Origin of the sequence: Micromonospora sp. FIMYZ51 (genome assembly GCF_038246755.1) — a bacterium.
Taxonomy (GTDB): domain Bacteria; phylum Actinomycetota; class Actinomycetes; order Mycobacteriales; family Micromonosporaceae; genus Micromonospora.
Genome location: NZ_CP134706.1, coordinates 2587321 through 2605118, shown reverse-complemented (window position 1 = coordinate 2605118; position 17798 = coordinate 2587321). Strand labels below are relative to the sequence as shown.

The window sequence follows — 17798 nt, the reverse complement described above, 5'->3', positions numbered from 1 at the left end:
CTCACGATTCGCCGTCATCGGCGGACGCGAGCGGTTGCCACCTGTTCCATGATGCCCGGCGCCGCGGTCGTGCGGCCCCGCCGGGACCGCCAGGGAGCCTACCCTCAGCCGTACCCGCGACTGCGCGGTCAGTCACCCACGGCCTTGAACAGGGCGGCGACCTCCGCGTTGGTCAGCCGCCGGGTGCGCCCGGCGCGCAGGTCGCCGAGCCGGATCGGCCCGATGGCGGTACGCACCAGCCGACTCACCGGGTGACCGACCTCGCCCAGCAGCCGCCGTACGATGTGTTTGCGCCCTTCGTGCAGGGTCAGCTCCACCTGGGCGGTACGCCCAAGCGTGTCCACCACCCGGAACGCGTCGACGGTCACCGGGCCGTCCTCCAGTTCCACCCCGGCGGCCAGCCGCTTGCCGAGGTTACGCGGGATCGGCCCGGCCACCTCGCACAGGTATGTTTTCGGCACCCCGTACGACGGGTGCATCAGCCGGTGCGCCAGGGTGCCGTCGTTGGTGAGCAGCAGCAGGCCCTCGCTGTCCGCATCGAGCCGCCCGACGTGGTAGACCCGCTGCTCGACCCGGTTGCCGATGAAGTCGGCCAGCGCGGTGCGGCCCTTCTCGTCGGCCATCGTGGAGACCACGCCACGCGGCTTGTTCATCGCCAGGTACACCAGCCGGGTGTCGGCGACCAGCCGCTCGCCGTCGACGTGGATGACCGCGGTGGCCGGGTCGACCTTGTCGCCGAGCTGCGCGACCCGCCCGTCGACCGTCACCCGCCGACGGAAGATCAGATCCTCGCAGGCCCGCCGGGAGCCAACACCGGCGGCGGCGAGCACCTTCTGTAGGCGTTCGGGGCCGGTGTAGGCGGGGGCGTCCGGGGAGGGGGTGCGGTTATCGCGTGGCATCGGCGAGCTCTTCTACGTCGTCGGGCAGGAACGGGGCCAGTGGTGGCAGGTCGTCGAGGCTGTTCAGGCCGAGCTTCTCCAGGAACATGATGCTCGTCCGGTACAGGTACGCACCGCTGTCGGTCTCGGTCCCGCACTCCTCGATCAGGCCCCGGGAGACCAGGGTACGGATAACCCCGTCGCAGTTGACACCCCGGATGGCGGAGATCCGCGACCGGGTCACCGGCTGCTTGTACGCCACCACCGCCAGGGTTTCCAACGCGGCCTGGGTGAGCCGCACCGACTGCCCGTCAAGCACGAACCGTTCGACGTAGCTGGCGTATTCCGGCCGGGTGTAGAGCCGCCAGCCGCCAGCCGCGCGACGCAGCTCGAACCCGTGCCCGGCGGCGACGTAGCCGGCGGCGATCTCGTCCAGCATCGGGCCGACCCGCTCGGCGGGCTGGTCGAGCACCTGCGCCAGGGTCAGCTCGCTGACCGGCTCGTCCACCACCAGCAGGATCGCCTCCAGCGCGCCCCGCAGCTCCGCGTCGTCGAGCACCGGCGTCGGCTCCGGCACCGGCCGAGGCCGCCCCGCCCGCGACTTGCGAGCCGGCCCGTCGGCGGCACCCGCCCGCACCGCCGCGATCGGCTCGACGTCCTGCGCAGGGGCCGCCTCGACCAGCTCGGCCGCCTGCCCAGGCACCGGCTCGACCGGCACCACCTCGACCACCTCTGCCGCCTGCGCAGGGGCCGCCTCGACCGGCTCGGCCGCCTGCCCAGGCACCGGCTCGACCGGCTCGGCGTCCGCCTCGGCTGCCTGGGGGCCGGCTGCGTCGGAGATGTCGGTCTCAGCGCGCCCCTGAACCGGCACCTTCGCACCGGGATGTACGTCGTCGGCTTCGGCGGGTGGGGCGGGGCGCTGCCACGGGGGGATCCAGGCGGCGGCCTGGTCGGCCAGGGACTCCGGGCGGTCCTCTTTGCTCATCCGGTTCGCTCCTCGGTCATTGCCGTACCACCCGTACCGGTTCCGGTGGCCTCGCCCGACTCGGTGGCCTCGCCCGACTCGGCGGGCTCACCGGAACCGGTGGCCTCGCCCGACTCGGCGGGGGTGCCGGCGTACTCGTCGACGGTCAGGGCCGGGCCGCCCTCGGCGGGACCGGTCCAGCGTACGGTCAGCTCCTCCAGCGCCTGTTCCTGGACGAAGGCCACCACACCCTGCCGGTACAGCTCAAGCAGGGCGAGGAAGCGGGCGACCACCTCGAGGGTGGCCTCGCAGTCGGCGCAGAGCAGCGAGAAGGTGGCGGTGCCGGCCCGGCGCAGCCGCTCGGCGATGATCCCGGCGTGTTCCCGGACGCTGACCCGGACCATGTGCACGTGGGCGATGGAGACCTCGGGCACCGGCTTCGGCGTCATCGCCTTCACCGCCAGCTTGAGCAGTCGCTGCGGGCCGATACCGAGCACCAGGTCCGGCAGCGCCTCGGCGTAGCGGGGCTCCAGGGTCACCGCGCGCGGGTAGCGGCGTCCGCCGACCTCCTCCAGCGCGGCGATGTGCGCCGCCGCCTCCTTGTACGCCTTGTACTGCAACAGTCGGGCGAACAGCAGGTCCCGCGCCTCCAGCAGGGCGAGGTCCTCCTCGTTCTCGACCTCGGCGGCAGGCAGCAGCCGGGCCGCCTTCAGGTCGAGCAGGGTGGCGGCGATGAGCAGGAATTCGCTGGCCTCGTCCAGGTCCCAGTCGTCGCCCATCGCGCGGATGTAGGCGATGAACTCGTCGGTCACCTGGTGCAGGGCGACCTCGGTGACGTCGAGCTTGTGTTTGCCGATCAGTTGCAGCAGCAGGTCGAAGGGGCCGGTGAAGTTGGCCAGCCGGACGGTGAACTTGCCACCGTCGGCCGACTCATCGCCGGACGCGGTGGCGGCGCCGGACGCGACCGGGTCGACCTCGGGGTCAACCGCCGGGGACGCGGGTTCCGCCGCGGCGGTCGGGTCGAGGGGCGGCGCACTCACGCCGACGACCGTAGTCCACGGCCTGGCCACCTGGGGTTACCGGCCTACCGCTCCGCCTGCGCCGCGATCACCTCGCGGGCCAACTGCCGGTAGTTGCGGGCACCGGAGGAGGCTGGGTCGAGCGTGGTGATCGGCGAGCCGGCGACGGTGGACTCGGGGAACTTCACCGTCTTGGTGATCACCGTCTGGTAGACCTTGTCGCCGAACGCCTCCACCACCCGCTGGAGCACCTGGCGGCAGTGGGTGGTGCGGCTGTCGTACATGGTGGCGAGGATGCCTTCGAGTTCCAGGTCGAAGTTGAGCCGTTCGCGTACCTTGTCGATGGTGTCCAGCAGCAGCGCCACACCGCGCAGGCTGAAGAACTCGCACTCCAGCGGGATGAGCACGCCGTGCGCCACGGTCAACGCGTTGATCGCCAGCAGGCCGAGCGACGGCTGGCAGTCGATCAGGATGTAGTCGTACTCCTTGCGGACGCTCTTGAGCACCCGGGCCAGGGCCATCTCCCGGGCCACCTCGTTGACCAACTGGATCTCGGCGGCGGAGAGATCGATGTTGGCTGGCAGCAGGTGCAGCCCGGCGACGTCGGTCTTGATCAGCACGTCGTCGGCGGTGACGTCGTCCTGCATCAGCAGGTTGTAGACCGACAGGTCCAGGTTGTGCGGGTTGACGCCCAGCCCGACCGAGAGCGCGCCCTGCGGGTCGAAGTCGACGAGCAGCACCTTGCGGCCGTACTCGGCAAGCGCGGCACCGAGATTGATTGTCGTGGTGGTCTTGCCGACCCCACCCTTCTGGTTGGCCATCGCGATGATCCGGGCCGGGCCGTGCCGGTCGGTCGGCATCGGCTCGGGGATCGGCTTGCGCATCGTGTAGGCGGCCGGGTCGGCCGGGCCCAGGTCCGCGTTGAGAGAGTTCTGCTGCTCGCGGAGCTCCGACGTCCAGGTCTCGGCACGGTCACCGTTGCCAGCCATGTCCTCGTTGCCCCCTCCCGACGACCATCCGGCGTCGGAGCCGCCCGACGTCCTTGCGGCGCCGCTGCGCACCCCGGTCATCTCGCCGCGAGGCCGCGCCGATCCCGACTGTACGCCACCGGCCAGCAGGCCGTTCGGCACCCGCTCGGCGTGTCGGCCGGCGGCACCGGCCCGGAGCTGCCCAGAGCCGACCAGGACGGGCCACCCACCTGGGCGCCGAAAACGCCCCCGAGCCAGCCCGAGCGCCGCTCAGTCGCGGGCGCGCGGATGGGCGGTGGCGTAGACCTCCCGCAGCCGGTCGACGGTGACCAGAGTGTAGACCTGGGTGGTGGTGACCGAGGCGTGGCCCAGCAACTCCTGCACCACCCGGACGTCCGCCCCACCGTCGAGCAGATGCGTGGCGTACGAGTGCCGCAGCGTGTGCGGCGACACCGCCTGCGGACCGTCCACGGGCAGGCCGGCGTGTTGCGCCGCGCGGCGCAGGATGGTCCAGGCGCCCTGCCGGGTCAGCGGGCCGCCCCGGGCGTTGAGGAAGACCGCCGGGGTGCCCCGGCCGGCGGCGGCCAGCCCGGGCCGGGCCCGCACCAGGTACGCGGCCAGCGCCCGCAGCGCGTGCCCACCGACCGGCACCAGGCGACTTCGTCCGCCCTTGCCGCGCAGCAGCGCCACCCCGTCGTCCACATCCAGGTCGTCCACGGCCGCGCCGACCGCCTCGGAGATGCGCGCCCCGGTGCCGTAGAGGAATTCCAGCAGTGCCCGGTCGCGCAGCGCCAACGGTGCGGTGTCCCCGGCGGTCGCCACCGCACCGGCGGTCTCCAGCAGCCGGATCACGTCGTCGACCGGCAGCGCCCGGGGCAGCCGGCGCGGCGGCACGGGTGGTCGCACGTCCCGGCTCGGGTCGGCACCGGCCAGGCCCTCGCGCAGCGCGAACCGGTGCAGGCCGCGTACCGCGCTGGCGGCCCGAGCCGCGGAGGAGGCCGCCAGCGGCGGGTGCCCGTCGTCGCCGGCTCGCAACCTGGCCAGGTGTTCCTCGATCTGCCCGGTCGAGACCGCCGCCAGATCGGTCACCCCGGCGGCGGCCAGCGAGGCGAGGTAACGCGCCAGGTCCCGGCGGTACGACGCGAGCGTGTTCGCGGCGAGTCCACGTTCGACGGTGAGGTGGTCCAGGTAGCCGCGCACGGCACGGCTCAGGGCCGGCGCGGGCTGGTGCCCCGCGCCGGCCCCGTCCGCTCCGGCGGTCGGTGGCCGGCCGGTCAGGCCAGCACCTCGGTCAGCGGCAGGGTGGGCAGGTCGTGCGCCTCGGCAACCGGGCCGTAGACGACGTGTCCGTCGTGGGTGTTCAGACCCAGGGCCAGCGCCGGGTCACGGCGGGACGCCTCGCGCCAGCCGTGGTTTGCCAACTCAAGGGCGTACGGGAGGGTGACGTTTGTCAGCGCGTACGTGCTGGTGTTCGGCACCGCGCCGGGCATGTTCGCCACGCAGTAGAAGATCGACTCGTGCACCCGGTAGACCGGGTCGGCGTGCGTGGTGGGCCGCGAGTCCTCGAAGCACCCGCCCTGGTCGATGGCGATGTCGACAAGCACACTGCCGGGCTTCATCCGGGACACCAACTCGTTGGTGATCAGCTTCGGGGCCTTCGCGCCGGGCACCAGCACCGCGCCGATGACCAGGTCCGCGTCGAGCACCGCCCGCTCGATCTCGTACGCGTTGGAGACGACGGTCTGTAGGTGACCCCGGTAGATGGCGTCGGCCTGCCGCAGCCGGGCCACGTCCTTGTCCAGCAGCAGCACCTCGGATTGCAGGCCGAGGGCGATCGCGGCGGCGTTCATGCCGGACACGCCCGCCCCGATGACGACGGTCTTGGCCGCGTACACGCCGGACACGCCGCCCGGCAGCACCCCCCGGCCGCCACCGGTACGCATCAGATAGAAGGCGCCGACCTGCGGCGCGAGCCGACCGGCCACCTCGGACATGGGGGCGAGCAGCGGCAGCGACCGGTCGGGCAGTTCGACCGTCTCGTACGCGATTGCGGTGACCTTGCGGTCGAGCAGCGCCTGGGTGCAGTCGGCGGACGCGGCCAGGTGCAGATAGGTGAAGAGCACCTGCCCCGGGCGCATCCGGGGGTACTCCTCGGCGACCGGCTCCTTGACCTTGAGGACCAGTTCCGCGGCGTCCCACACCTCGTCGGCGGTCGCCAGGATCTTGGCGCCGGCCGCGGCGAACTCCTCGTCGGTGATGCTCGACCCGATCCCGGCGCCGGCCTCGATGAAGACCTGGTGGCCGCCACGGGTGAACTCGTTGACGCCCGCGGGCGTGATCGCCACACGGTATTCGTGGTTCTTGACCTCGCGTGGGATGCCGACCTTCACCATGCAGACACCTCTCTTCGGGGAAGGCTCTCCCCGACTGCGCGGTGCCGTGGCGGCCCCTTTGCCACCACGGTCAACCGATCCCGAGGGCGGCAGTTTAGGCGCGCCCGTACGGCACCGGAGCCTGCACTGTGACACCCGGTGGCCGTGACCGCTGACGATGTGTCAGGTGTGCTCGCCAGCCGACGGTCGGACGTCGCCTCAGCCGTCAGGACAGTGTTCGCCCATCATCGTGCCACTTCAGCCATACCGGTGCCGACAGCGGCAGAGTGGATCACTATTGTGACGCCTCATGACCACTCCTCCCTACCAGCCCGGGTACCCCCAGGGCGTTTCCGACAAGAGCAAGGTCGTCGCGGGCGTCCTGCAAATTCTGCTGGGCGGCTTCGGCGTCGGCCGGTTCTACATGGGCGACACCAAGACCGGTGTCATCCAGCTGATCGTCACCCTGGTCACCTGCGGTATCGGCAGCATCTGGGGCCTCATCGACGGCATCCTGATCCTGGTGAAGGGCGGTGTCGACGGGCAGGGCCGTCCGCTTCGCGACTGACGACACCGATCACCAGGGGGCCGGGCGGGTCGACCGCCCGGCCCCCTTGTCACGTCCGCGGCTCAGCCCGGTGCCGGGGTGTCCGGCCGACGCAGCACCGACCAGCCGGCGTCGCGGGCGCGGGCGGCGGCAAGCAGCCCGGCCACGCAGGGCGCGTTCGTGATCTCGCCGGCCAGCACCATGCCGACCGCCTCGTCCAGGTCGATCCGGACGATCTGTAGGTCGGCCTCCTCGTCGTGCCGGTCGTGCCGCTGGTCCGCCGGCACCTCGCCGAGGTCACGGGCGAGGAACACCCGGATCAGTTCGTCGGTGAACCCCGGCGAGCTGTGCAGGTCCACAAGCATGTCCAGCCGCCCGGCGGTCAGGTCGACCTCCTCGGCCAGCTCGCGGGCCGCCGTCACCGCAGGATCCTCACCGGCGACGTCGGTCAGCCCGGCCGGCAACTCCCAGAGGCGCCGGCCGACCGGCTGCCGGTACTGCCGGATCAGCACCACCTGGCCGGCGTCGTCAAACGCCACCACCGCCACCGCGCCGACATGCCGGACGATGTCCCGCGCCGCGGTCCCGCCGCCCGGCATGCTCACCTGCTCGGTGACCACCTCGAAGATCCGGCCGCGGTAGCGCAGCTCACGGGAGCGCACCTCGTAGCGGTGCTCGACCGCGCTCACGACGCCGAGGTCGCCTTCGTCGCGGCACCGTTGCGGGTGGCCCGTTGCGTCGCGTCGTCGTCGCCGTCCAAGTCGACCGGGAGCTGGTCGGCGCGCGAGTACGCCACGGCGGCGCGCACGAAGGCCGCGAAGAGCGGATGCGGCCGGGTCGGGCGGCTCTTGAGTTCCGGGTGCGCCTGGGTGGCCACGAAGAACGGGTGCAGCTCGCGGTCCAACTCGACGAACTCGACCAGCCGGCCGTCCGGCGAGGTGCCGGAAACCCGCAGCCCGGCCTTGGTCAGCTGGTCGCGGTAGGCGTTGTTCACCTCGTACCGGTGCCGGTGCCGCTCGCTGACCTCGGTGCTGCCGTACGCCTCGGCGACGATCGAGCCCTCGACGAGCCTCGCCGGGTACGCGCCCAGCCGCATGGTGCCGCCCAGATCGCCCCGTCCGGCGACGATGTCCTCCTGGTCGGCCATGGTGGCGATGACCGGGTGCACGGCGTCGGCGTCGAACTCCAGCGAGTTGGCGCCGTCCAGCCCGGCCAGGTGCCGGGCCACCTCGATGGTCATGCACTGTAGGCCGAGGCAGAGCCCGAGCAGCGGGATGCCGTTCTCCCGGGCGTACCGGGCGGTGCCGATCTTGCCCTCGATGCCCCGCACGCCGAAGCCGCCGGGGATGACGATGCCGTCGACACCGGCCAGCGCCGCCGCCGCGCCCGACGGGGTGACGCAGTCGTCGCTGGGCACCCAGCGCAGCTGCACCCGGGCCCGGTTGCCGAATCCGGCCGCCCGGATCGCCTCGCTTACCGACAGGTACGCGTCCGGCAGGTCGACGTACTTGCCGACCACCGCGACGGTGACCGTGCGCTGCGGCTGGTGCACCCGCTCCAGCAGGTCGTCCCAGCCGTCCCAGTCCACGTCCCGGAAGGAGAGCCCGAGCCGGCGCACCACGTACGCGTCGAGGCCCTCCCGGTGCAGCACCCGGGGAATGTCGTAGATGCTTGGCGCGTCCGGTGCGGCGATGACCGCCTCGGCGTCCACGTCGCAGTAGAGCGACAGCTTGTGCTTGAGCTTGTCCGGGATGTCCCGGTCGGAGCGGCAGACGATGGCGTCCGGCTGGATACCGATGCTGCGCAGCTGCGCCACCGAGTGCTGGGTCGGCTTGGTCTTCAGCTCTCCCGACGGCGCCAGGTACGGCACCAACGAGACGTGCAGGTAGAAGCAGTTGTCCCTGCCCAGGTCGTGGCGGACCTGCCGGATCGCCTCCAGGAACGGCAGCGACTCGATGTCACCGACCGTGCCGCCGACCTCGGTGATCACCACGTCCGGGGTACGGCCGTCGTCGTCGGGGTCGGCCATCGCCCGGATCCGCGACTTGATCTCGTTGGTGATGTGCGGGATCACCTGGACGGTGTCGCCCAGGTACTCGCCGCGCCGCTCCTTGGCGATCACGTCGGAGTAGATCTGGCCGGTGGTGACGTTCGCCTTGCCGGAGAGCGCCCGGTCCAGGAACCGCTCGTAGTGGCCGACGTCCAGGTCGGTCTCGGCGCCGTCCTCGGTGACGAAGACCTCGCCGTGCTGGAACGGGTTCATGGTGCCCGGGTCGACGTTGAGGTACGGGTCGAGCTTCTGCATCACCACCCGAAGCCCTCGGGCGGTCAGCAGATTGCCGAGGCTGGAGGCGGTCAGCCCCTTACCCAGCGAGGAGGCGACGCCCCCGGTGACGAAAATGTGCCTGGTCGTCCGTGCTGTAGGGGCCAAGGCCTGCTCCCGTGTCGTCCGTCGCGGTCATGCAGACCGCCGAGCCGATCAGCGAAGTGATCACGCGATCCACGGGATTCCACGGTAACACCTTGCCGACGGGACCCCGGTGGCGCACCCGAGGTCCCCGTCGCCGGTCACCCGGTCGCGACCTCGGCCGACGAACTCATCGCCGCACCGCGCCCGCCGCCGGGCTCCGGTCCCGCCCCGGGCGACCGCACCTCGGCACCGTCGTCGGTCGGCGTCCCGGCGTCGACGGCCGTACTCGTGGCGGCGTCCCCGGGCCGGTCAGTGTCAGTGTCGGCGGCATCGGCGTCGGGCCGGCGGGCATCGCCCGGCCCGGCGTCGCCGTCCTGGCGAGTGACCGGGCCCTCGGACCAGCCCGGCTCCCCGGGCGGGTCCGATCCGCCGCGTGGTCGAGCACCCGCAGCGCCGACAGCGCCGCCATCGGCACCACCACGGCCGCCGCCGCACCGGCGACATCCAGCGCCGCGCCGCCCAGCACGCCGCCGATCACCACCGCCACCCCGGTGCCGGCCATCGCTGCCCGGATCGCCGGGTAGATGCCGAACAGCCGCATCAACCCACCCCAGGGCCGCAGCAGGGCGAACCAGACCAGCAGGGCGCCCGCCAGGGCCAGCACGGTCAGCGGACTGTTCACAAGCGTCTCGAAGTTGGACGTGCCGGACCGCTGCACGGTCAGCCCGCCGGTGCCGTCGCCCAGCGCCGCCAGGAACCGGCCCAGGCTGCCCCGCTCGGCCGGCACCCGGCCCAGGTCCAGCAGCGCGAACCCGACCGTCACGGCGAGTCCGGCCATCGCCGCCCAGGCCAACCGGGTCATGGTCAGCCAGCCGCCGGCACTGATCGCCGCGGCGACGCTCACCCCTGCGGTCAACGCGATCGCCCCGATCGAGTCGGCACCGAGGTACGGGCTGCCGACCACCACCACCGCGATCCCGCCCAGGGTCACCATGACCACCGGCCGCCAGTCGCGACGGACCCGCTGGGCGAGCCAACCCGCACTCAGCAGCGCGGCGGCGACGAACACCCCGAGACCGACGGTGCCGAGCCCGGCGTACCGGCCGCCCTCCAGCGCCGAGTAGCCGACCACGCCGTTGAGTTGCAGCCGCGCACCGGTGACCACGTCCAGGCCGATGGCCAGCATGGTCAGCCCGGCCACCGCGCCGAGCGGACCGAGGGTGTCCCGGTAGCCCGGCGCCAGCCGCACCAGCAGCGTCGCGGCGGCCACCAGCACGCCGGTCAGTCCGGCGAAGGAGATCGCCGGATGCGCGTACCGCCACCACGGCGCGGCCTCGGCGAGCAGCGCCGCCGGCATCGCCAGGGCGGCGGCGACGAGCAGCACCTCCACCGTTGCCACCACCCGCGGGGACACCGGCTTCGGGCCGTACGGCCCGGCGACCCGGCGGGCACGGCGCAACAGCGGCAACACCGCCATCGCAAGCACCACCTGCACGACGGCCAGCAAGGTGAAGAACCCACCGGCCACCTCCTGCTGCGCGGCGGCCTCCCGGTCGGCGTCGGCCGGCTCGGCGATCGCGGTCGGCAGGTCCGCCGGGCGGCCACCCACCGACTCCGCGGGCCGGCCGAGAAACGGCCGGTCCGGCATCGGACGGCCCAACGCGGCCAGCGCGGTCGGCGCGAGGTCGACAAGTTGCAGGTAGCCCCGGCGGGCGGTGCTGGGCGAGGTCAACCAGCCCTCCTCCCAGCCCGGACCGTCGGCGATGGCCACGTGCAGCCGCGACGGCCGCTCGGTGTCGGCGACCCCCGCCACGATCACCAGCGAGTGCGGCGGCCGTCCCGCCAGCACCCGGGCGAGCTGCGCGTCGGCCGCGCGGGCGGCCTCCGCACGCCCCGCCGGATCCGTGCCCGCCACGGTGCCAAGATCGACGATACTCAGTACGCAGGAGCCGAGCAGCCCGCTCGGGTCCTCGGGCAGGGTCGGCTCATACCGGTCCACCCGACCGAACGGGCGGGCCGCGGCCACCGCCGCCCCCGGCCCGACCGCCACCGAACAGCGCACCGACTCCGACAGCGCACCCGGCACCGTGCCCCACGGCAACCGGTCCTGGTTGTGCAGGACCACGCTGTCCTGCTCCGGCAGGTACGCCCCGATGCCGTCCGGCCGCTCCACCGTCACCTCGGCGGGCGGGCACTGCCCGTCCGGGCGGCTGCCGCCCCACGCCGCGAAGCTGCCCGCGCCGAGAGTGAGCCAGCCATCCAGCGGACAGGTGGGCCGGTGCACCGACCGCACCGACAGCGATCCGATCGAACCCGCCCGGGCCATCCGCCACAGCGTCGGAGTGGTCTGCGGATCCACGTCGTCCCAGCGCAGCCCGGCCACTCCGACCAGCACCACGAAGTCGGCGCTCGGTCGCGGCGGCGGCGACTGCGGACGGGCCGCCAACGCTGTGATGCCGAGCACCACCACGAGCAGGGTGAGCAGGATCGGAGCGACGCGGCGCAGCATCAGCGGCGTCCCGTCGACGAGGCGTCCGCGCCCGGCGCGGCCGGCCCCCGGGCCAACTCGGTGTAGAGCGCGAGCAGCTGGGCGAGGGTCTCCGCCTCGGTGGGCCAGGTCGCCGCCCGCGCCACAGCACGCCGCGCCAGGTCGGCCCGGCGCTGTTCGTCGTCGAGCAGCTCCCGTACCGCCGTGTCGACCGCGTCGACGTCCCCCGGCGGCACCAGCACCACCGCGTCGCCGACCAGTTCCGGCAGGCCACCCACCGCGGTCGCCACCAGCGGTACGCCGGCCCGCATCGCCTCCTGGGCGAACAACTGGCGGGCCTCCCAGTCGCTTGTCACCACGGCCAGGTCCGCCCCGGCGAGCAGATCGGCCACGTCGGTGCGGTGCCCGAGCAGCGTGACCGGGGCGCGGGCGGCACTGATCCGGGCCGCCAACGGCAGATAGGCCGGGCCGCTGCCGGCGATCACCACCGCTGGCGGCGGAGTGCGGTCCCGCCACCGGGCGGCGGCGTCCACCAGCACGTCGTACCGCTTCTGCGGATGCAGCCGACCCACCGAGAGCACCAGCGGCTGGTCGGCGGCGACGGCGAACTCGGCCCGTACGGCGGCCCGACGCCGACGCGGCGCGGGCAGTTCCGGAGCGGCGACCGGCGCGAGCCGGGCGTCCCGGGCACCCAGCGCGGCAGCCCGCTCGACCAGGTCGGCGGAGGCGCCGAGGGTCACCTGGGCGCCCCGGGCCACCACCCGCTCCACCAGCCGGGACAACCCACCCCGCAGACCACCGGCGAGCACCGCGTTGTGCCAGGTCACCACGAGCGGCGCGGTGGTCCGGGCGAGCACGGCGACCAGCCCGGCGCGCAGCCCGTGCGCATGCACCACGCCGACCTGCTCGGCGGCGAGCAGCCGGCGCAGGACGAGCACCGCCCGAGCATCGGCGGGCGTGGGCGTGGCCGGGATCTCCACCGGCGCGAACCGGGCACCGGTGGCGACGAAATCGAACTGGTCCTGGGTCGCCGCCGGCCCGCAGACCAGCACCGACTCCCCGGCAGCGGTCAGCCCACGGGCCAACGCCCGCACGTGCTGCCCCACGCCGCCCGTACTGGAGGCCAGCAGCAGCACCACCACACCCCGCCGGTCAGGCACCCTCGCCGCGCTCACCGAGCCAACCTCCCGCTCGCGACTGCGGGGCTCGCAAGCTCACTCCTCGCGCTCACCGGGCCAACCCTCCGCTCGCGACTGCGGGGCTCGCAAGCTCACTCCTCGCGCTCACCGGGACACCGTCTCCTTCCCGTCGCCCCGCTCCGGGGGGTTGCCGCCCTGCTGCCCGCCCCGCGTCCGGCCCCGGCTCAGGCGCCGCCGCAGCCCGGCCAGCAGTGGACGTACGTCCTGCCGGTCCACCAGCCAGAGCACGCCGAGGAAGACGAGACCGACAACGGCTCCGGACAGCATGCCCTGCACCAGCGCCACCCACCGCGTCGGGGGTGCGCCCCCGCCATCGACGAGCCCGAGCAGCGTCAGCGCGGCGAGGGTCGCCACCACACCGGCCAGCACCCCCGCGCTGCCGGCCCGCACCGCACCGGCCACCGCCGCCGCACCGGCTGCCCGCCGCACGGCGAGCAGCAACAGCCCGCCGAGCAGGAGCATCCCCACCGAGTTTGCCAGCGCCACGGCGAGCACCCGGTCGGCCACCGGGAACAGCGCCGACAGTGGCACCAGGACCAGCGGCACCACCAACCAGCCGGTGCAGATGGCGAGGCTGGCCACCCGGGTCGCGCCCCGCGCGTACAGGGCCCGGGACAGCACCGCGAACAGACCGTACCCGAGCAGTCCGGGAGCGAAGCCGGCCACGGCCGCGGCGGTGGCCCCGGCGTTGAGCGGGAAGAACCAACCGATCGGACCGGCCGCGCCGATCAGCACCGCCGCACCGAGGCAACTGAACAGCAGCACCCCGCGCAGCGTCGCCGACAGGGTCTCCCGGTAGGTGCGCTCGTCGCCGGCGGTCGCCGCCGCCGCCAGGGTCGGGTACGCGGCGGTGGCCAGCGGCACCGCCAACACCGCCCACGGCAGCAGGTAGAAGGTCTGGGCGAGGTTGAACACCTGCGGCGCCTCGGTGGGTCCGCTGGCCAACTGGCGGAGGATCACCGCCAACGCCACCTGCTGGGCGGTCACCGTGACCACACCGGCCACCGCCAGCCCGCCCACCCGGGCCCGGGCATCGGCCGGGAAGGCGTACCCGGGACGCAGCCGCAACCGCAACCGGCGCAGCGGGATCAGCAGCGACAGCGAGAGCACCACCACACCGAGCGTGGTGCCGGCCGACAGGATCAACTCCGCACCCCGGCCCGCCTGCGCCACGCTCGCTCCCGGGCCGGCAACCGCCACGAACACCAGATAGACGACGATCACCGTGAGGCTGGACAGCAGCGGCGCGATCACCGGCCAGGCGAACCGGCGGTGCGCCTGGAGCACGCCGGTCAACACGATGCCGATGCCGTACAGCGGCAACTGCGGCGCGAACACCCGCAGCATCCGGGCCCCCGCCGCCAACTCCTCCGGCGACCGGCCGTCGCCGATCAACGCGATGACCGGTTCGGCGGCCAGCGCGACCAGCACCGCCAGCGGCACCAGCAGGGTCACCGTCCAGGTGAGCAGCGCCCCCGTGGTGGCCGCCACCGCCCGCCGGTCACCGGCCGCCACCGCACCGGCGAGCAGCGGTACGACCAGGCTGGCCAACGCCCCACCGGCGACGATCTCGAAGATGATGTTCGGGATGGTGTTCGCCAGCACGTACATCGCGCCCAGGTCGCTGCCCTGCACCACCCAGGTGAAGACGGCGGTACGCCCGAACCCGGCCAGCCGGCTGAGCACGGTGAGCACGGCGATGAGCGCGGCTGCTCCGGCCAGCCGGCCGGCGCCGGCGAGGGGTGCCGGTCTGGTCACGTCAGTCGGCGCGACGGCCCAGCGCGTCGAGCTCACGCAGCCCCGGTGTGTTCGCGATGACCCGGGTGAAGCTGATCTTCTCGCTGGCTGCGGTCAGTCCGGCCAGCACCGCGAGCAGACCGGCCCGACCGAGCGGGCCGGTCCGGGCGGCCAACGCCACCCCGAGCACCGCGCCGAGCGCGTTCGCGCCGCTGTCGCCGAGCATCACGTCCTCGTCGAGGTCGGCGGGGAGCAGCCCGGCCGCCGCACCGACCGCACCGGCGGCGATCCCGCCCTGCCCACCACCGATCAGCGGCGCGCCGAGCAGCACGCCGGACTTCAGCGCCCGCCCCGGCCGCAGGTCCAGCAGGTTGAGCAGGTTCGCGGTGCCGGCCACCACGCCCGCGCCGAGCAGCACGTCGACGCCCCGGCCGAACGCGCCCTGCCGCCGTCGGCCCGGGTGCGCGGCCACCCGCGCATCACCGGCCAGCAGCGTCGCGGCACCCAGACCGGCTGCACCCACCCCGACGATTTTGACCAGGCCGGCGGTGACCCGTCCCTGCCGCAGCGCGGCCAGATGCCCGGCGAAGCCCTTGTCGCCCTTCTGCTCCGGGCGGGCACCGACCACGTCGTCGTAGAGCCCGACGGCACCCGCACCGAGCCCGGCCACCAACGTCGCCGCTCCGGCGGGCACGCTCGCCGCGCCACCGGCCGCCGCGCCGCTGGCGCCCAGCGCGAGCGCCGGCCCGGCGGCCAGGGTGACCGTACGCCCACGGAAATTGGTACGTGCCAACCCCGGTCCGGCCGGTGACGTACGCACCTGCCGCAGCGTGTACCGGGCGGCAGCCGCCCCGATCCCCGCCACCACCAGTCGACCGAGCATGCTCATGCCGGCACTCCGCTCACGTGTGGCCCTCCCGCCGGCCGCCATCGTCAGAATCGCCCACCTGGCGCATCAGGCGCGTCGGTGGCTCACTGGGGCAGTTTAGGCACCAGTGAGCCGGCGTTGTCGCCCACGCCGTACTGGCCGGCCTTGCGCTCGTTGAGCTGCTGCACAAGCGCCAGCGTGGTGACCAGTTGGCCCTGCACCGTGTTGGCGTTGTCGATCGTCGAGATGCTCTGGGCCAGTACGGCGTCGCCCCGGACGAAGGCCACCAGGTTGCCGCCGGCAGAACCGTTGCCGGCCACCACGATCGCCCCGGTCCCGTCGAACTGCTCGGCGATCTTGACCACCGCCTCGTCCTTCTTGGCGGAGTCCTTGTCCACGTACGGCGGCCCGCTGACGATCACCACGGCCTCGGCCGGCGCGGTGACCCGATCCGCCGTGGTCAGGTAGTTGGCGTTGCTGTACGCGGCCAACACCGCCCGCCGGTCGGCCTCGGTCACCGGTTCCGCACCGGCCGGCCGGTCCAGCAGCACGGTCGCCAGCAGGGCACTTGAGGTCTCCACGCCGTGACCGTTGCCGGGCAGCCCGGAGGTCGGCGCGCCGGTCGGCCGGGCGGCCGTCACCGCCAACTCCAGCAGGTTGTTGTTGTTCTCCGGGTTGATGAACTTGTCCTGTAGATCGACCAGGCCGGTGAGGTCGGCACCGGCCAGCCGGAGCATCTCCTGCACGCCCTCGGCGTGGTCCCGACCGGTCGGCGTGGTGATCACCAGCACCCGCTTGCCGCTAAGCGTGCCGGGCAGCATCACCTGGGCCATCTCGGCCGCGAACTCCTCCTCCAGTTCCAGCTCCCGCTGCATGTTCTGGACCGCCTGGCGCATCTGCTGGTTGTCCTTGCGCAGCGAGTTGACGGTCTCCTTGAGCGAATCCGCGACCGGACCGTTGAGGGCGGCTGTGCCGACGACCAGGCCGATCGCCAACGCCAGGAAGACCGCGGTCAGGGACACCACGTGGTACCGGAAGTTGATCACGCCTACAGCCTCTTGATCGGTCGGGAGCTAGAAGAGCTGGCCGAGCTGGAACACAAAATTGTCCCACCACTCGGAGACCACACCCAGGTACGCCTTACCGACGGTGGAGACGGCCACCGCCGAGGCCATGGCCGCGACCGCCGAGAGCACCAGCAGCAACAGGGAGGAACCCGAGATGCCCTGCCGGTAGAGCCGGCTGACGCCCTTGGCGTCGACCAGCTTGCCGCCGACCTTGAGCCGGGTGAGGAACGTCGACGCCATGCCGCCGCGCCCCTTGTCGAGGAACTCGACAAGGGTGGCGTGGGTGCCCACCGCCACGATGAGGGAGGCGCCCTTCTCGTCCGCCAGCAACATGGCGAGGTCCTCGCTGGTGGCGGCGGCGGGGAAGGTCACCGCCGGCACCCCCAACGCGTTGACCCGGGGCAGCCCCGGTGCCCGCCCGTCCGGGTAGGCGTGGACGATCACCTCGGCACCGCAACGCAGCACGTCGTCGGTGACCGAGTCCATGTCACCGATGATCATATCCGGCGTGTAACCCGCCTCGACCAACGCGTCCGCGCCACCGTCGACACCGATCAGCACCGGCTTGAACTCCCGGATGTACGGGCGCAGCACGTCCAGGTCGGCCTTGTAGTCATAACCCCGTACGACGATCAGGCAGTGCCGGCCCTGGATCTCGGTGGCGATCGTCGGCACACCGACGCCGTCAAGCAGCAGGTCACGCTCCTGCTTGAGGTAGTCCATGGTGTTGGCGGCGAACGCCTCCAACTGCACCGACAGGCCCTCCCGGGCGTCGGTCATCGCCTTGGCCACGCTCTCGGCGTCCTGGAGGCTGCCGTGCCCCACCGGCTCGTCACCCAGGTAGACCGTGTTGCCCTCGATCCGCACCGTGTCGCCTTCGCGGATGCGCTCGAAAACGCCCTCCCCGAGGTCGTCCAGGAGCGGAATGCCCGCCGAGATCAGCACCTCCGGGCCGAGGTTCGGATACCGGCCGGAGACCGACGGCTTGGCGTTGAGCACCGCGCCGACACCGACGGCGACCAGGGAGTCGGCCGCGACGCGGTCCAGATCGACATGGTCGATCACCGCGATGTCGCCGGGACGGAGCCGGCCGACCAGGCGCTTCGTCCGGCGGTCGAGGCGCGCGGTGCCGAGGATTCGTCCCGGTTCCGCGTTTCGGATCCGGCGCAACGTGGGTAGACGCATCGTGACCATCCTGGCATGTAGGGCAGGCGAATCTGTCGCGACATGCCTGAGCAGGGCCGCCTAACCAGGGAAACACATGACGGCGAAGGCCGGTGT

Annotated in this window: 15 protein-coding genes; 1 reads left to right on the top strand and 14 read right to left on the bottom strand. The window is 72.8% G+C overall.

Translation table 11 applies throughout. From position 1 onward, the window contains the following. Positions 1–128: 128 nt before the first annotated feature. The 6 genes from QQG74_RS12630 to ald all read right to left on the bottom strand — a co-directional run bounded on the left by QQG74_RS12630 (position 129) and on the right by ald (position 6219). Positions 129–899: a pseudouridine synthase gene (locus QQG74_RS12630; RefSeq protein ID WP_341720472.1), complete on the bottom strand. Its 771-nt coding sequence runs from the start codon at positions 897–899 to the stop codon at positions 129–131. Further along, a complete protein-coding gene (scpB, locus tag QQG74_RS12625; RefSeq protein ID WP_341720471.1) occupies positions 886–1863 on the bottom strand; it encodes an SMC-Scp complex subunit ScpB in 978 nt (325 codons plus the stop codon). The genes QQG74_RS12630 and scpB overlap by 14 nt, the downstream gene beginning before the upstream one ends. Next, the gene (locus QQG74_RS12620; protein ID WP_341720470.1) at positions 1860–2882 is read right to left on the bottom strand and encodes a ScpA family protein; all 1023 of its coding nucleotides are present in this window, start codon (positions 2880–2882) and stop codon (positions 1860–1862) included. The genes scpB and QQG74_RS12620 overlap by 4 nt, the downstream gene beginning before the upstream one ends. A gap of 44 nt (positions 2883–2926) precedes the next feature. Next, positions 2927–3850: a ParA family protein gene (locus QQG74_RS12615; RefSeq protein ID WP_341720469.1), complete on the bottom strand. Its 924-nt coding sequence runs from the start codon at positions 3848–3850 to the stop codon at positions 2927–2929. Between the two features lie 249 nt (positions 3851–4099). After that, entirely contained in the window at positions 4100–5107 is a 1008-nt protein-coding gene (locus QQG74_RS12610; protein ID WP_341721224.1) for a site-specific tyrosine recombinase XerD, read from the bottom strand. Continuing rightward, a complete protein-coding gene (gene ald / locus QQG74_RS12605; RefSeq protein WP_341721223.1) occupies positions 5104–6219 on the bottom strand; it encodes an alanine dehydrogenase in 1116 nt (371 codons plus the stop codon). The genes QQG74_RS12610 and ald overlap by 4 nt, the downstream gene beginning before the upstream one ends. A gap of 292 nt (positions 6220–6511) precedes the next feature. Here ald and QQG74_RS12600 point away from each other — a divergent pair, with 292 nt between their 5' ends. After that, on the top strand, positions 6512–6769 hold the full coding sequence (locus tag QQG74_RS12600; protein ID WP_341720468.1) for a TM2 domain-containing protein: 258 nt from the start codon (positions 6512–6514) through the stop codon (positions 6767–6769). Positions 6770–6831: 62 nt separating this feature from the next. Here the strand turns inward: QQG74_RS12600 and QQG74_RS12595 are convergent, their stop codons facing one another. The 8 genes from QQG74_RS12595 to steA all read right to left on the bottom strand — a co-directional run bounded on the left by QQG74_RS12595 (position 6832) and on the right by steA (position 17702). After that, positions 6832–7437, bottom strand: coding sequence for an NUDIX hydrolase (locus QQG74_RS12595; protein WP_341720467.1), 606 nt, complete (start codon positions 7435–7437; stop codon positions 6832–6834). Beyond that, positions 7434–9179: a CTP synthase gene (locus QQG74_RS12590; protein WP_341720466.1), complete on the bottom strand. Its 1746-nt coding sequence runs from the start codon at positions 9177–9179 to the stop codon at positions 7434–7436. The genes QQG74_RS12595 and QQG74_RS12590 overlap by 4 nt, the downstream gene beginning before the upstream one ends. A gap of 166 nt (positions 9180–9345) precedes the next feature. Further along, complete coding sequence (locus QQG74_RS12585; protein WP_341720465.1) at positions 9346–11667, bottom strand: hypothetical protein; 2322 nt, start codon at positions 11665–11667, stop codon at positions 9346–9348. Beyond that, positions 11667–12821: a glycosyltransferase family 4 protein gene (locus QQG74_RS12580; RefSeq protein WP_341720464.1), complete on the bottom strand. Its 1155-nt coding sequence runs from the start codon at positions 12819–12821 to the stop codon at positions 11667–11669. The genes QQG74_RS12585 and QQG74_RS12580 overlap by 1 nt, the downstream gene beginning before the upstream one ends. Positions 12822–12929: 108 nt before the next feature. Next, on the bottom strand, positions 12930–14603 hold the full coding sequence (locus QQG74_RS12575) for a lipid II flippase MurJ (RefSeq protein ID WP_341721222.1): 1674 nt from the start codon (positions 14601–14603) through the stop codon (positions 12930–12932). A gap of 1 nt (position 14604) precedes the next feature. After that, positions 14605–15471: a hypothetical protein gene (locus tag QQG74_RS12570; protein ID WP_341720463.1), complete on the bottom strand. Its 867-nt coding sequence runs from the start codon at positions 15469–15471 to the stop codon at positions 14605–14607. Between the two features lie 83 nt (positions 15472–15554). Continuing rightward, on the bottom strand, positions 15555–16496 hold the full coding sequence (locus QQG74_RS12565; protein WP_341720462.1) for a copper transporter: 942 nt from the start codon (positions 16494–16496) through the stop codon (positions 15555–15557). A gap of 27 nt (positions 16497–16523) precedes the next feature. Further along, on the bottom strand, positions 16524–17702 hold the full coding sequence (gene steA / locus QQG74_RS12560) for a putative cytokinetic ring protein SteA (RefSeq protein WP_341720461.1): 1179 nt from the start codon (positions 17700–17702) through the stop codon (positions 16524–16526). Between the last annotated feature and the right edge of the window lie 96 nt (positions 17703–17798).